The organism is Mycobacterium sp. MYCO198283 (genome assembly GCF_021213805.1).
In the GTDB taxonomy this organism is placed as follows: Bacteria; Actinomycetota; Actinomycetes; order Mycobacteriales; family Mycobacteriaceae; genus Mycobacterium.
Window position 1 is genome coordinate 221,419 of record NZ_JAJQJI010000006.1, and the last position, 13,547, is coordinate 234,965.

A 13,547-nucleotide genomic window follows, 5' to 3' on the forward strand; every position below is an offset into this window, starting at 1 on the left:
TCCGCCCATGCCCGGTCCGCCGCTGACCGACGACGGACACCACGTCGTCATCGAGGGCCGCCGCTGGCGGGCCACCGACCCGGCCATCCCCGCTGAGCGCCGCGCCGAGCTGACGCGCATCCTGATGGCGTGGCGACGAGAAGTGCGGCGCTGCAAGGGAACCGACGACGAGCCGCGCGCTCGGGCGGGGGTGCACGCGTGCAAGGTGGCGCTGGGGGAGCGGGGCACGCCGCCGTGGTGGGAGCAGACCGACGCGCAGCGCCGCGCCCGCTGGGAGGCTGACGTCCCGACGCCTTCCTAGCGTCGGTCCGCGGCCGGGCCGGGGCCGGGCTGGCAGGTCGGGCACCACCAGGTGCGACGCTGCTCGGGATCGTTCGACACCTCGGCGACCACCCGCACCGTCGTGCCGCACCGCAGGCAGGGCCGCCCAGCGCGTCCGGCCACCCAGTGCTGCTCGCCCTTGCGTCGCACGCCGGTGGTGACCTGCATGGCCCCCGGCGTGGTGGCCGAATGCCGCAGCGCGCGGGCGCCGAGCTCCAGCACCGCGGGCACGTCGACGGCGCCCACCGGCGTCCAGGGGCTGTGGCCACGCAGATAGCACAGTTCGTTGGCCCACAGGTTCCCGAAGCCGGCCACGCAGCGCTGGTCGAGCAGCACGGCGACGAGCGGCCGCTCGGGGTGTTCGGTCATCCGGCGCGCGGCCTCGGCGGCATCCCAGTCGTCGCGCAGCGGGTCCGGTCCGAGGTAGCCGACCAGCTGGTGCTCGTCGCGGGTCTCGACGAGCTCGACGACCGGGATCTTCACGCCGTAGGCGGCCGGACCGTCGGTGCGCATCACGATCCGGACGTCGGGCATCACGGTCGGCGGCAGCCAGCGACCGGTGTGCGACACCGTCCAGGAGCCCGACATCAACAGGTGTGTGTGCAGCGTGAGGCCGTCGGAGAGCCGGGTGAGCAGGTGCTTGCCGTGGGTGACGTGCTCCAGCACCGTGCGGCCGGCGAGGTCGGCGGTCGCATGCGCGGGCACGCGGAGTTCCCCGCGCGTCAGCACCCGGTCGCGCAGCGCGTCGTCGAGCCGGCGGGCCAGCGCGTAGACGGTGTCACCTTCGGGCACGGTTCTCCTACGGGATCCGGCTCGCGCGCCACTTCTCCAGGCGTCGCCGATCGCGTTTGGTCGGCCGGCCCGCGCCGCGGTCACGGACCGCGACGGGCACGGCGGCCACCGGCGGCACACTCGGCGTCCGGTCGAGATAGCAGGTGACGGCGTCGGCGGCGCCCACCCGCTTTTGGATCACCCGCACCACTTCCACGACGCGCGTGCGGTCGTGGATCAGTGCGCGCACCTCGTCGCCGGGCGCCACCGACGTCGACGGCTTGGCGGGCCGGTCGTTGACGCACACGTGCCCGCCTCGGCACGCCGCGGCGGCGTCCGGGCGAGTCTTGGTCAGCCGCACCGCCCACAGCCAGCGGTCCACCCGCGTCGACTCCACGTGTCCATGATGCCGAGCGTGGCCGCCCGGCCGCCGGGGTACGGCCGATGGGTGAACCGCGACCGACTGCAGGCGCGCTACCGGGAGCTGGTGCAGCACACGCTGCCGCGGCTCGGCCGCGACGGTCGGTGGGCGGTGGTCAACGACCACTGCTTCGGCCGCATCCTGCTCGACCATGCCGTCGGCCGCTGCTGGTACGACGTGCTCGACCGCCGCCGATCGCCCGCCTTCGCCCAGTTGACCGACGACCAGCTCGCCGCGGCGGTGGCGCTGGGGGAGCGTATCGCCGAGGAGGGCGACCTGCTGCTGCGCCAGCTCAACGCGCAGAGTCTGCGCTGGCGCGGCAAGCGCGTCAGGCCGTCGCGTTGAGGATCTTGATGGCGAAAATCAGCGTGTCGCCGGGCAGGATGCCCGCGCTCGGCTGGCCCTCGGGGTAGCCGTCGGCGGGGACCATGGCGACGGCCACCGTCGAGCCGACCTGTTGCCCGGCGATGGCCTTCTGGAACCCCGGCACCACGCCGTCGAGCCGGAAGTCGACCGGCTGCCCCTGGGCGTAGCTGCTGTCGAAGACCGTCCCGTCGCGACCGTTAACTCCGAGGTAGCACACCGACACCGACGCCGCTGTGCCGACGACCGGTCCGTCGCCGCGATGCAGCGTCTTCACCTGCGTCTCGGTGACGGAGAACGGGGCGGTGACCTCGACTTTCGGCGCCGCCGTGTCCGTCGAGCCGGTGACGGCGACGCTGCCGGTGGCGCCTTTCAGCGTCCATTCGGGGGCACCGCCCTGCGCCGGGGCCGCCGACGGGCAGGGGCCGGGCGCGGCCGGGCCCTCGCTGAGCACCGGCGGCACCCAGTCGTCGACGGCGGACTCGCTCGTCGTCGGGCTGGTCGACGCGGAGCCGTCCGAATCGGAACCACCGCAGGCCGACAGTGCGAGCACGAGCGCGGCGAGCGCGGCGGACCAGAGCAGGCGTCGGATCAACACGCCGCAACGCTACAGCGGGTGGACGCACCCCCGGGCCGAGGTCACGTGCGATGCGAGCGTCTCCTCGACGTCACAGATCGACCGCGCCACCGTCGACGAGCAGTTCGGTACCGGTGGTGTAGGTCGCGTCGAACGCCAGGAAGAGGATCGCCTTCGCCACTTCCTCGGGCTGGGCGAGTCGCTGCATCGGGTTGGCGGCCCTGAGCTCTTCGAGGAACTGTTGTGCCGCCTCGGCGGGCATCGACTTCTGGAGGATGCCGGTGTCGGTGGGGCCGGGGGAGAGGCGTTGACGCGTATCCCGCGGCCGATCAGTTCGCCCGCAAAGGTGCGGGTCAGCGAGCGCAGCGCCGCCTTGGTCGCGGAGTAGACGCTCGTCGAGGGTATGCCCTTGGTGTTGCTGACCGACGTCGTCAGCACCACGGCGCTTCCGGGCGCCAGGAGCGGGATGAACTTCTGCAACGTGAAGAACGGCGCCTTGGCGTTGATGTCGAAGATCTCGTCGAACTGCTCGGGGGTGGTGTCGTCGACCGACGCCGCCAGCGTCGCGCCCGCGTTGAGCACCAGCGCGTCGACGCCGCCGAATGCGGTGGCCGCGCGGTCGGCGAGCGCGTCGATGCCCGTGCGGGCGTCGAGTTCGGCGACGATGGCGGCCGGGCCGAGTTCGGCGCGCGCCGCCGCCACCGACGCCGGTGTTCGACCGGTCACCAGGACGCGAGCGCCGCCGGCGGCCAGCAGTCTCGCGGTGGCCAAGCCGATGCCGCCCGTCCCGCCGGTGATGACGACGCGCTTGCCGTCGTAGACGCTCATGTCGGTGCTTCCCTTCGCCGGTGTGCCTCCATGTCGAGTGTTCGGCGGAGCGACATCGGTGTCCAAAGCCTGTTCGGCACACCGCCATGCCGGATCGGCATGGCCACGGAATGCCGGGACCGGCGGGCCGCGTTGCTGCCGGGCATGACCGACCTGGGATCCGACCTCGACCTGCGGCTGGTGCGGTACTTCTGCGTCGTGGCGGAGCACCGGAGCTTCAGCCGCGCGGCCGCCGAGCTGCACGTGGCCCAACCGGCGCTGAGCCGGCAGATCCAGCGGCTGGAGGGTCGGCTCGGCCTGCGGCTCTTCGAGCGGACGCCGCGCGGCGCGCTGCTCACCAAGGGGGGTGAGGCGTTCCTGCCGGAGGCGCAGGCGCTGCTGCGGGCCGCCCGCCGGGCGGTGTCGACGGCCCGTGCTCATGCGCCCGGCGGAACGCTGATCGTGGGGTACGTCGAGGATCTCGTCGTCACCCCGGCCGTCCGCGAGCTGCGCCGTCGCCATCCGGGGGCCGTCATCGCCACGCGGCACCTGGAGTGCGACGAGGCGGCGTTCGCCGACGGCGCGGTGGACGTGCTCGTCGCGCGCGCCCCGCTGCACGTGTCGGCCGACGACGTCCGCCTGACCCCGCTCTACAACGAACCGCGCATGGTGGTGGTGCCCGCCGACCATCGGCTTGCCGGGCGGCCGTCGGTGACGCCGGCCGACCTCGTGGGCGAGAACCTCGTCTGCCCGCACGGCGGCGCGCTCGGCAGCCATCCGCCCGATGCACTTGCCGAGGCGCCCTTGGGCCGGCGCTCCGCCGGTCCGGTCGGCGAAAGCTTCGAGGACAGGCTCGAGTTGGTGGCCGGCGGTCTCGCCGTTGCGCTCCTCCCGGTGGGGGACCGGCGGCCCACGCTGCGCCCCGATCTCGTCACCATCCCGGCGCACGGCTTAGCGGCCAGCGAAGTCGTCGTCGTCAGCCACACCGCCGACCCGAATCCGCTCGTCGCCGAATTCCTGCGGACGGCGCGCGCCCGCCTGACCGCCGCCATCGCGCCGTGACTGATGTATGACGCCGGCCGCGGGACCGGGCGCTTCGCGATTGGCCGGTTCCGCCGCGGGTACTGCGTCGGCCGAACGCGACAACAGGAGGAAGCATGGCGAGTGGGGTATCGACGGTCTGGTTGCCGGTGGACGACATGGACCGGGCGGTGAAGTTCTACGGCGAGACGCTGGGCTTGAAGGTCACGTCGCAGAGCGACGACTGGACCGAGCTGGACGCCAACGGTCTCACCATCGGCCTCAATGCGCGCGAAGAGACCCACCAGGGGCGGGGTGGCGGCGCGGTGATCACCTTCCAGCCGGAGAACGACATGTATCACGAGGTGGAGCGCCTCACCGACGCCGGCATCGAGTTCGAGGTCAGTCAGCATCCGTGGGGCCGCATCGCGGCGTTCAAGGACTCCGAGGGCAACGACCTGCAGTTCTACGAGGCGCCGCAGCTGGGATGACGCCACCCGACCGCATCGATCGGGCGCTCCTCGACGCGGCGAATGCGCTGCTGCGGCGGCGCCGGCGGCCGGGTCTGCACTCGGTCGCGGCGGCGGTCCGGACGGCGGGCGGCAACACCTACGTCGCGCTCGACGTCCGGTCGCGCAAGTCACCGGTGTGCGCCGAGCCGTGCGCGGTGTCCGCAGCGCACTCCGCGGGTGACTACGACATCGAGCGGATCGCGGCAGTGGTGCTGGCCGGGGACGACGGACAGCCCGCGGTCATCGCCCCGTGCGGCGCCTGCCGGGAGTTGTTGCACTTCCACGCGCCCCGCGCCGAGGTGCTCGTGCAGGACGGCGCGCAGCTGGCACGCGTCCCGATTGCCGAGCTGTTCCGCTACCCGGACATCCCGTCGCAGCCGTACGAGTTGGGTGAATGAGCCGGGACACGGCGGACGTCGCCTCGGCCTTCAGGCAAGTGCGGCGAGCAGGTCGTCGAGCGCTCGGGTTTCGGTGGTCGGGTCGGGATGGGTGGCGCGGACTGCGGTGAGCACGGCGTCGATGCGTCCGTCGATCGCGGACCACGTGGCGGCGTCGACGGCTTGCAACCTCGGTTGGTCGTCATCCCAGGCGGTTTCGAGTTGCTGCGCGTCGGAGGCGGCGCCGGCCTGATCGTTGGCCTCCACCTTGTCGCGCATCGACTGGCTGAGCGCGCGGAAAGTGGCGATGTCGGCGGCGGGGAAGGTCGCGGTTGCTTGGCCGGGAGCGATGGCAGTGACCGCGGCGGGGCCTTCGGCGCCGCGCGAATCCTGGTGCGGCTGAGCGTGTGCCCAGCTGAGCACCGCCGCAGTGGCGGCTGCCACGACGCCGAAGTAGCCGAGCATGAGCTTTTCCCGGCCGGGGTCGGCGACACGGGCCGCTGCGGGCTTGTCGATGACGTCGGCGCGGGTGATCGTCAGGTAGGCGACGGTGACCAGGATCGCCGCGAGGAAGACGGCGCTGGTGACGGCCACGCCCAGGCCGAGACCTTGTTCGTTCGTGGGGAACCCGAGCCAGTCGCCGAGGTTGGCGCCCAGCGGGCGGGTCAAGATGTAGGCGAGCCAGAAGGACAGCACCGGGTTGGCGCCCAGCTTCCAGCCGATGACGATGGCGACGATCAGTCCGGCGGGCAGCAGCACCGAGACGCCGGGGCCCCAACCGGTGAGCTCCAGGGTCCAGTCACCGATCGCGGTGCCCAGCGCGAAGGTCACCAGGATCGCCAGCCAGTAGAACGACTCGCGCGCCAAGGTGACGATGCTGTGGATCGACAGTGTGCGTTCGCGCAGGTACCAGACGCCGAAGACGACGGCCAGTGTCGCGGCGAACACGGCGGTGCTGAGCGCCAGGGGGACGCCGAGGCTGTCGGTGAGGATGTCGGTGTACAGGGTGCCGGTGACGCTGACCACCACCACCGTGAGCCAGTAGACGACGGGCTGGTAGCGGTCGAGGGCCAATTGCCACGCCAGCGCCGCGACGAGCACGGCGGTGAAGATGACGGCGGTGGCGGTCAATCCGACGCCGAGGGTCATGTCGACCCAGTCGGCGAAGCTCTCACCGACGGTGGTGCACAGGATCTTGATGATCCAGAACCAGACCGTGATCTCGGGGACTTTGCTCAGCATGGTGCGCGGCGCTCCGACCGGCATCGCTCGCGTGGGTTCGCTCATGACCGCGCACCGTACGGTCGGCTGGCTGAGGGCACGCTGAGAGTCACGGCAGTCCGCGCCGCGGTGACGTTGACAGACTCGACGCGAAGGACATCCTTGGCACGTGAGACCTCCCCGGACCTGGCTGCGGCCGCGGTACTGGGGCATCTCGGCGCGCTCGACGATGGTGGCCGCGTCAGTCGTCCTGGTGGCGTACGGGCTCGCCGCCGCCGGGCTGGCGCTGATCCTGTACCGCTCGTTGCTCTCCGGGGTCGACGACGCCGCCGCGGCACGCGTCCAGGACGTGGTCGCGGGGCTGCGCTTCGACCCGGTTCCCGAGCTGGACGCCGCCCTGCTGACGACCGATCAACGGATCGTCGCCGTGCAGGTGCTCGACAGTGCCGGGACCGTGGTGAGGCGCTCGCCCACCGCACCCGCCGTCCCGCTCGTCGACCCGACGTCCCTCGGGGAGGTCCTGCGGGTCGGTTTGCCCGATCGCTTCGCCGGCGACGGCGACATCCGTGTCGGCGGCCAGACCGTGAGCACCGCAACCGGCCGCTACACCGTCCTGGTCGGTGCCGGCAGCGAAGCCGTCGAGTCGACGGTGAAGACGGTCGTCGTCCTGCTCGCCGGTGCGGCGCCGATCATCGCCCTGGTGTCGGCGGCCGTCACCTACGGGTTGGTCCGTCGGTCGCTGCTGTCGGTCGACGCCATCCGCGCCAGGGTCGCCGCCATCAGCACCTCCGATCTCACCGAACGCGTCCCCGTGCCGAGCAGCCGCGACGAGATCTCGGCGCTGGCCACCACGATGAACGCGATGTTGGCGCGCATCGAGGCCGGCCACGCCGCCCAACGCCGATTCGTCGGGGACGCCTCCCACGAGTTGCGCAGCCCGGTCGCGGCCATCCTGTCCGCCCTCGACGTCGCCGCCGCGCATCCCGAGCTGCTCGACGAGCACCTGGCGGCGAGCACCCTGCGCCGGGAGGCGCAGCGGATGCAGTCCCTCGTCGAAGACCTTCTGCTGCTGGCCCGCGCCGACGAACACGGCTTGACGCCACGCCGCATCGACGTCGACCTCGACGACATCGCCTTCCAGGAGGCGGGACGGCTGCAACGCGAGACCACGTTGAAGGTCGACGCCGAACTGCAGCCCGCCCGCATCATCGGCGACCCGAACGACGTGGCGCGGGTGGTGCGCAACCTGCTCGACAACGCTGCCCGGCACGCCGCCGCGCTGGTCGAACTTCGGGTGCTCGTCGACGGCTCCGACGCCGTGCTCACCGTGGGCGACGACGGCCCGGGGATCCCGGCAGCCGACCGCACGCGGGTCTTCGGGCGGTTCGTCCGGTTGGACTCGGATCGGTCCCGACGCGGCGGCGGCACCGGCCTGGGCTTGGCAATAGTCGCCGAGGTCGTCGCGGCGCACGGCGGACACGTCGTCCTCGGCGATCGCGTCGGCGGCGGGACGCTCGTGCGCGTTCAGTTCCCGTTGGGTTCCGTGGAGTCCAATCGGTAACCGGCACCGCGAATCGTCTGGATGGACCGGCTGCCGAAGGGTGTGTCGATCTTGCGACGCAGGTAGCCGACGTAGACCTCGACGACGTTGTCGGGTCCGCCGAAGTGTGCGTCCCACACGTGCTCGAGCAGCTCGGCTTTGGTGACCACGGTGTCCTTGCGCCGCATCAGGTATTCCAGCACTCCGTATTCGCGGGGGGTCAGCTCGATCGGGGTGGCGTCGCGGTGCACGACGCGACGCGCCGGGTCCAGGGTCAGGGTCCCCGCGGCCAGGATGACGGGGCGCTCGGGTGCACCTCGTCGCAGTAGCGCGCGCAGCCGCGCCAGCAGCACGATGAACGCTGCGGGTTTGGTGAGGTAGTCGTCGGCGCCGAGATCGAAGGCGTCGGTCTGGTCGTAGTCGCCGTCCTTCGCGGTCAACATGAGAACGGGTGTCCACACGTCGCGGGAACGCATGGTGCGCAGCACTTCGTAGCCGTTGAGGCCTGGCAGCATGATGTCCAGGACGACGACGTCGAAGGTGTGCTCTGTGGCCTCCCAGAGACCGTCGACGCCGTCGTCGACGTGGACCACGACAAAACCTTCGGCGCGCAACCCCAGGCACAGGGTCGCCGCCAAGCTGGCTTCGTCCTCAACCAGCAGGACCTTCACGAACAACCATTGTCCACGTCACCACTGTCGCGGAGGCGTCGTGACGTGTGCTGCCCGGACGGTCGGGGACACTCGGCGTGGTGAGCAGCGTCCAACCATTGTTGAGCCCCACGCTGATCGTCGTCTGCGTGATCATGGCCCTGGCAGCGGCCGCCGTGAACCGGCTGATCCTCAACGGATCGCCGTGGGCGGCGCCGGGCGCCGCGGTGCGTGCGGCATTGCAGTTGGCTGCGGTGGCCACCGTCCTCGCCGTCGCGCTGCAACGGCTGTGGACGTCGATGCTGGTTCTCGCGGTGATGTTCACCGTCGCGTCGGTCACCGCTGCCCGACGTAGCCAGGCGACCCGCGGTGCCGCCTGGCTGACGGCAGCCCTGGCGGCGGGCATGCTCGCGGTGATCCCGCTGTTGATCCTCAGCGGTGTGCTGCCGTTCGCCGGTGACGCGTTGGTGCCGGTGTTCGGGATCGTGCTGGGCGGAACGATGACGGCGTCGGCGGTGGCGGCGCGACGCGCACTGGACGCCCTGGACGACCGCGCCGGCGAGGTGGAGGCGGCGCTCAGTCTGGGCCTTCCCGAACGGTTTTCGCGGATGTTGGTCCTCCAGCGGCCGCTGGCGGATGCGCTGCTGCCCAATCTCGACCAGGCCCGCACGGCCGGACTGGTGACCCTGCCCGGGGCGTTCGTCGGTGTGCTGCTGGCCACCGGGTCGGCCGCACAAGCCGGGGCAGTACAGGTTCTGGTGCTCGTCGCGTTGCTCCTCGCGCAGGTGTGCGGGGTGGCGGTCGTGGGGGAGCTCGTCGCCCGCGGCGCGCTCCGGCGAGACGTCACGGGCGACCGCCACCGGAACAAGCGGACGCTGATCGGGAGGTAGCCCGGCGGCGTCGACGCGGCCAGGCAGGTGAGACGCTCTATGTAAGGTCAGCCGCGGGAGATGGCCTAGTCGCAGTCGACGTGGAACGCACCGGTAAAACGCACCGGTATGTGGTACCTCAAACGGTGCCAGAGTTGGTACCGCCACGTCATGCCTGCCCTGAACGTCCCTTTCGAAGAGACCGAGATGGATGCCCTGCGCATCGCCGCGCAGCAGTCGGACCAGTCGCTGAAGGACTACGTCCACGATGCCGCGCTTCAGCGAGCCGACCGGCACAAGGAACAGGTCGCTGCGGCGGCCGAGCTCGTCGCGCAGCGCTCGGCGGAGCTGAACCGCAGGCTACGCGACGAGTGACTGCCTTCCTAGACCGCGACGACGTCTTGAGCGCCGCCGCGGCAGCGCTCGGCAATGTTCCCGAAGTGGCCGATTACGGTCTGCTCGACGCTGCGGTCGCACGCCTCGCGCCACGGTGTTCGGACTCGATGCTTATCCCTCGATGCTCACCAAGGCTGCAGCCCTGCTGCACTTTCTAGCTCGAAACCATGCCCTCGTCGACGGCAACAAGCGAACGGCGTGGGCCGCGGCGTGGACGTTCTTGACTATCAACGGGATCGAGCTGTCATCAACGTACGACGTCGACGCGGCGGAGCGGCTCATGCTAGATGTAGCGACAGGCGCACAGGCGTCGATCGACGAGATTGCCACTGCATTGAAAGGTTTCGCGATGTGACCCGCGGGCGCGATCGAGGGCTGATGTAGTCGGCATCAGCCGATGCTCAGTGTGGAGGCCTGCTAGCGCTCGACGTCACCGAACGTTGCAGGGTCCAGCAGGTTCTCGACGAGGGTCTGGCCAAGCCACTGCTGATAGCGCTTCGGCGGCCACTTGCGGTCGTGAACGAGCAACCGGTAGACGTCCGGTGACATCAGCGCGTAGAGGACATCGACCGCGTCGCGCTCCCGCAGGCCCGGTCGCAGCGCACCCGCTCGCGCCAGCGAACGCGCGAGCTGCCCTTGGCCCGCTCGCCGCTGCCGGTTCAGGTCCTCCAGCAGCGCCGCGGCCTCGTCGTCGGCACTCGCCGCGCCGACGAGTATGCGGTACATGGGCGCCGACCTCGTGTTGACCTCGGTCGCGACGGCGACGAACGCCGCCACTTGACGGCGTGCGTCAGGATCGGCGAGAGCGTTTCGCACCTGCGGGCGCTCCGGCAACGAGACCGGCCTGTCGTCACCGGCGATCGACACGTCCACCACCGCTTTGAGAATGCCGTGTTTGGACGAGAACAACCGGTACACGGTGGCCTGCGGCACGTCGCTGCGGGCACTGATCGCCTCCACGGTGGTGGCCGCGTAACCGCGCTCGAGGAAGAGGGCGGCCGCCGCGTCGATGACCGCGGCGCGCGCCAACCTGGTCCTCGCCTGACCTCCTGGTGCGGTGCGCCCGCGGCCCGTCCTTGCCATACTCTGAGAGTACTACTATTAATATGGTAGTAGCACTATCAGAACGAGTAAGGAAGGAGCGACCATGACAGTCGGTGTCGACTACGTCACCCTCGAAGCACCCGATCCCGCGGCCGTCGAGGAATTCGTCGGGGCCGCTTTCGGGCCGACGCTGCCGGTCCGCGCCCGCGCGTGCGACGCGACGTCGACCGGCTTCCGCGGCTTCACCTTGTCGCTGGTGGTGTCGCAGCCGTCGACGGTCGACGCGCTCATCGACGCCGCACTCGGAGCCGGCGCGACCGAGTTGAAGCCAGCGAAGAAGAGCCTGTGGGGCTACGGCGGCGCGGTCTACGGGCCCGATGGCTCGATCTGGACCGTCGCGTCGTCGTCGAAGAAGGATCACGGGCCGGCGACGCGAGAGATCGACCAGTTCGTGTTGCAGCTCGGCGTCTCCGACGTCGCCGCAAGCAAGCGGTTCTACGTCGAGCGCGGGCTCGACGTGGCGAAGAGCTACGGCCGCCGGTACGTCCAGTTCGCGAGCCCTACGAGTCCGGTGGTCCTGGCGCTCTACCGCCGATCAAATCTGGCCAAGACGGTTGACGTATCCCCGGACGGCACCGGTTCCCACCGTCTCGTCATCCACGGCGGTGCAGGTTCATTCACCGACCCTGACGGGTTCGCTTGGGAAGCCGCGTAGACCGGACGAGGCCGCGCTGGGGAGCCGACCGCCTCCCGGCGCGGCCCGTGCGGTCAGACGAGTATCGACGGCGGATGCGGAGGCGCTGTCGCCGCACGGTCGGGCCTTAGGTTTCGTGTGCGCGTAGGGGGCGTCGAGTCGCACACGAGCGTGCCAACCTCAGGTTGGCGGCGTCGACCAGGTCGAACAACCGTCGTTCATCGGCCACGAGCACCTCCACGGTGAACCGTTCGGCTCCTTCGGCCCACCGCGGTTCAGTCGTCCCACCACGAAGTGCATCGCGCGCGTCTCACCGGATACATTGCACGCATGCGGACAGTGTCGGTGCGGGACCTCCGCAATGCCGGCGGAGAGGTGCTGCGTCGCGTAGAGCACGGCGACGCCATCGTCGTGACACGCGACGGCACGCCGGTGGCAGAACTTCGGCCGTTGCCTCGCCCGAGCGTCAACCCAGCTGAGCTCATCCGTCGCCGCAAGGCGCTTCCCCGGGTCAGCCCGGAAGCTCTCCGGCGCGATATCGACGAGGCGATTGATCCGTCGCTATGACGACGCCGCGTGTCCGTCGGACCACATGTCACCCACGACGCGGCTGAGCGCAGTGCCCGCCAGCAGCACCTCCAGCAGGCTGAGGCGGATTTCGACGTTTTACCGTTCGACGGCGAGTGTGCGCGCGCATTCGGCGGTGTCGCGGCGGCTCTACGCGAATCGGGACGCAAACCGGCAGCCCGTGCGTACGACGCGCTCATCGCGGCGAGCGCGATCGCGCATGCGGTACCGCTCTACACCTGCAATCCCGACGACGTCGCGGACATACCGCGCCTGGAAGTACAGGTCGTCACTCACCTACACCACCGATAGCCCCCGGGCAACCGCAGTGTCGAGAGTTTCTGCGTACACGGCGAATTCGAGTGACGTCACGGTGGTGCTCACGTTCAAGGATCCGAATGTCTGCAGCGCCTCGCTGAATTCTCACACGCCGAACGCCGAATATCTGGCGGAGCGGTGTAAGCCTGTGTCACGCCTGCTCTGTCGGCGCCCGCGAAGAGCCGATCGTTTCATCGAACAGATCTAGTACCGCCTGCCACGCACGGGTCGCGTGCACAGCGTGATGTTCGACACCGGGCACGGTGGCAATGGTGTGGGTGGTCCCGCCGGTCAATGCGCCGTCGGGCCGCTTGGGGGCGGCCCAGAAAGCGTGCTTGGCTCCGCCGTAACGTATGCGCGCCAGTCAATTCCGGCCTCCTGGAGCGCGTTGGTGAACGTGAACAGTTGGCCGGGTGTGCAGAGTGGGTCTTCGGAGTCTGTGCATAGCAAGAAGGCTCCGCCCACGTGCATCCAATCGTCGGTGCGTGCGGCAGGCAAGCCTGGATGGATGGCGGCGAGTGCCTTGAATGGCACTCCCGCGCTGGCGAGTTCCAGCACGATTCGGCCGCCGGCACCGTATCCGAGTGCGGCGAGCCGGTGGCGGTCCGCGCCGGGCGCAGCGAGTAAAACGTCGAGCGCCGCACGGCCAATGGCTCGCATGCGGGCGGGGTCGGCCATCAACGGCATGACCCGAGCAAGCATCGCGTGCGGGTCACCGAAGAACGTCCGACCGGCGTGGTAATCCATTGCGAAGGTGAGGTAGCCGCGCTCAGCGAGATCGTCGGCGCGGCCGCGTTGATAGTCATCGAGACCGATTCCGTCATGTCCGATGAGCACTGACGGCCAGGGCCCCTCACCGTCAGGCCGCGCCAAGTAGGCGACCATCGTCATCCCGTCGACGTCGTAGGTGACTTCGCGCGTGACGACCATGGGGCCACGTTAGCCAGGGATTCGGCGTTGTCGTACCGCGTTCGCCCTAGGCTGACCGACCGCTGGGTACCAACCGTCGCGGTTCAACGTGGAACGCGTCGCATGCCCCACCCCATCACAACGACGTGACCGGCTGCGGACAGTCGTAG

General features: G+C 70.1%; 19 protein-coding genes and 2 pseudogenes. 12 read left to right on the forward strand and 9 right to left on the reverse strand.

The window, feature by feature from the left end:
• Positions 1–7 precede the first annotated feature (7 nt).
• On the forward strand, positions 8–301 hold the full coding sequence (locus LV457_RS13600) for a hypothetical protein (protein ID WP_232171717.1): 294 nt from the start codon (positions 8–10) through the stop codon (positions 299–301).
• On the opposite strand, the gene LV457_RS13605 is transcribed toward LV457_RS13600, so the two are convergent.
• Entirely contained in the window at positions 298–1,113 is an 816-nt protein-coding gene (locus LV457_RS13605; protein WP_232171718.1) for a DNA-formamidopyrimidine glycosylase family protein, read from the reverse strand. The two genes, LV457_RS13600 and LV457_RS13605, sit on opposite strands and share 4 nt — an antisense overlap.
• A 7-nt stretch (positions 1,114–1,120) precedes the next feature.
• The gene (locus tag LV457_RS13610) at positions 1,121–1,489 is read right to left on the reverse strand and encodes an RNA-binding S4 domain-containing protein (protein WP_232171719.1); all 369 of its coding nucleotides are present in this window, start codon (positions 1,487–1,489) and stop codon (positions 1,121–1,123) included.
• Positions 1,490–1,507: 18 nt separating this feature from the next.
• Here LV457_RS13610 and LV457_RS13615 point away from each other — a divergent pair, with 18 nt between their 5' ends.
• On the forward strand, positions 1,508–1,858 hold the full coding sequence (locus LV457_RS13615; RefSeq protein ID WP_232171720.1) for a hypothetical protein: 351 nt from the start codon (positions 1,508–1,510) through the stop codon (positions 1,856–1,858).
• On the opposite strand, the gene LV457_RS13620 is transcribed toward LV457_RS13615, so the two are convergent.
• The 3 genes and pseudogenes from LV457_RS13620 to LV457_RS13630 all read right to left on the reverse strand — a co-directional run.
• Complete coding sequence (locus LV457_RS13620) at positions 1,842–2,474, reverse strand: FKBP-type peptidyl-prolyl cis-trans isomerase (RefSeq protein ID WP_232171721.1); 633 nt, start codon at positions 2,472–2,474, stop codon at positions 1,842–1,844. The genes LV457_RS13615 and LV457_RS13620 overlap by 17 nt on opposite strands.
• A 70-nt stretch (positions 2,475–2,544) precedes the next feature.
• Complete coding sequence (locus LV457_RS13625) at positions 2,545–2,715, reverse strand: SDR family oxidoreductase (RefSeq protein ID WP_232171839.1); 171 nt, start codon at positions 2,713–2,715, stop codon at positions 2,545–2,547.
• 71 nt (positions 2,716–2,786) lie between these two features.
• Positions 2,787–3,281 (reverse strand): annotated as a pseudogene (locus tag LV457_RS13630) (SDR family NAD(P)-dependent oxidoreductase); the annotation flags it as partial.
• Between the two features lie 144 nt (positions 3,282–3,425).
• Between LV457_RS13630 and LV457_RS13635 the strand changes: the two are divergent.
• From LV457_RS13635 to LV457_RS13645, 3 genes are all read left to right on the forward strand, one after another.
• Positions 3,426–4,322, forward strand: coding sequence for a LysR family transcriptional regulator (locus LV457_RS13635; protein WP_232171722.1), 897 nt, complete (start codon positions 3,426–3,428; stop codon positions 4,320–4,322).
• 95 nt (positions 4,323–4,417) lie between these two features.
• On the forward strand, positions 4,418–4,771 hold the full coding sequence (locus LV457_RS13640) for a VOC family protein (RefSeq protein WP_232171723.1): 354 nt from the start codon (positions 4,418–4,420) through the stop codon (positions 4,769–4,771).
• Positions 4,768–5,190 carry a hypothetical protein gene (locus LV457_RS13645; protein WP_232171724.1) on the forward strand — a complete coding sequence of 141 codons (423 nt, stop codon included), beginning with the start codon at positions 4,768–4,770 and terminating at the stop codon, positions 5,188–5,190. Before LV457_RS13640 ends, LV457_RS13645 begins: the two co-directional genes overlap by 4 nt.
• Positions 5,191–5,220: 30 nt before the next feature.
• Here LV457_RS13645 and LV457_RS13650 read toward each other — a convergent pair whose 3' ends face one another.
• Positions 5,221–6,456 (reverse strand): hypothetical protein, encoded by a 1,236-nt coding sequence (locus LV457_RS13650; protein ID WP_232171725.1) that lies wholly within the window; start codon positions 6,454–6,456, stop codon positions 5,221–5,223.
• Positions 6,457–6,619: 163 nt separating this feature from the next.
• On the opposite strand from LV457_RS13650, the gene LV457_RS13655 reads away from it, so the two are divergent.
• Complete coding sequence (locus LV457_RS13655) at positions 6,620–7,951, forward strand: HAMP domain-containing sensor histidine kinase (RefSeq protein ID WP_232171840.1); 1,332 nt, start codon at positions 6,620–6,622, stop codon at positions 7,949–7,951.
• Here the strand turns inward: LV457_RS13655 and LV457_RS13660 are convergent.
• Positions 7,915–8,601 (reverse strand): response regulator transcription factor, encoded by a 687-nt coding sequence (locus LV457_RS13660; RefSeq protein WP_232171726.1) that lies wholly within the window; start codon positions 8,599–8,601, stop codon positions 7,915–7,917. The genes LV457_RS13655 and LV457_RS13660 overlap by 37 nt on opposite strands.
• A gap of 80 nt (positions 8,602–8,681) precedes the next feature.
• Here LV457_RS13660 and LV457_RS13665 point away from each other — a divergent pair, with 80 nt between their 5' ends.
• From LV457_RS13665 to LV457_RS13675, 3 genes and pseudogenes are all read left to right on the forward strand, one after another.
• Positions 8,682–9,470: an ABC transporter permease gene (locus LV457_RS13665; RefSeq protein ID WP_232171727.1), complete on the forward strand. Its 789-nt coding sequence runs from the start codon at positions 8,682–8,684 to the stop codon at positions 9,468–9,470.
• A 150-nt stretch (positions 9,471–9,620) separates the two neighbouring features.
• Positions 9,621–9,824, forward strand: coding sequence for an antitoxin Phd (locus tag LV457_RS13670; RefSeq protein ID WP_232171728.1), 204 nt, complete (start codon positions 9,621–9,623; stop codon positions 9,822–9,824).
• Positions 9,821–10,200, forward strand: a pseudogene (locus tag LV457_RS13675) (type II toxin-antitoxin system death-on-curing family toxin). The gene LV457_RS13670 and the pseudogene LV457_RS13675 overlap by 4 nt, the downstream one beginning before the upstream one ends.
• A gap of 62 nt (positions 10,201–10,262) precedes the next feature.
• Here LV457_RS13675 and LV457_RS13680 read toward each other — a convergent pair.
• Positions 10,263–10,928, reverse strand: coding sequence for a TetR/AcrR family transcriptional regulator (locus LV457_RS13680; protein ID WP_232171729.1), 666 nt, complete (start codon positions 10,926–10,928; stop codon positions 10,263–10,265).
• A 64-nt stretch (positions 10,929–10,992) separates the two neighbouring features.
• On the opposite strand from LV457_RS13680, the gene LV457_RS13685 reads away from it, so the two are divergent.
• The 3 genes from LV457_RS13685 to LV457_RS13695 all read left to right on the forward strand — a co-directional run bounded on the left by LV457_RS13685 (position 10,993) and on the right by LV457_RS13695 (position 12,462).
• Entirely contained in the window at positions 10,993–11,604 is a 612-nt protein-coding gene (locus tag LV457_RS13685) for a glyoxalase (protein WP_232171730.1), read from the forward strand.
• 309 nt (positions 11,605–11,913) lie between these two features.
• Positions 11,914–12,150 (forward strand): type II toxin-antitoxin system Phd/YefM family antitoxin, encoded by a 237-nt coding sequence (locus LV457_RS13690; RefSeq protein ID WP_232171731.1) that lies wholly within the window; start codon positions 11,914–11,916, stop codon positions 12,148–12,150.
• Between the two features lie 9 nt (positions 12,151–12,159).
• Positions 12,160–12,462 (forward strand): PIN domain-containing protein, encoded by a 303-nt coding sequence (locus LV457_RS13695; protein ID WP_232171732.1) that lies wholly within the window; start codon positions 12,160–12,162, stop codon positions 12,460–12,462.
• 297 nt (positions 12,463–12,759) lie between these two features.
• Here the strand turns inward: LV457_RS13695 and LV457_RS13700 are convergent, their stop codons facing one another.
• Positions 12,760–13,398, reverse strand: coding sequence for a dienelactone hydrolase family protein (locus tag LV457_RS13700; RefSeq protein ID WP_232171734.1), 639 nt, complete (start codon positions 13,396–13,398; stop codon positions 12,760–12,762).
• Positions 13,399–13,547: the final 149 nt, after the last annotated feature.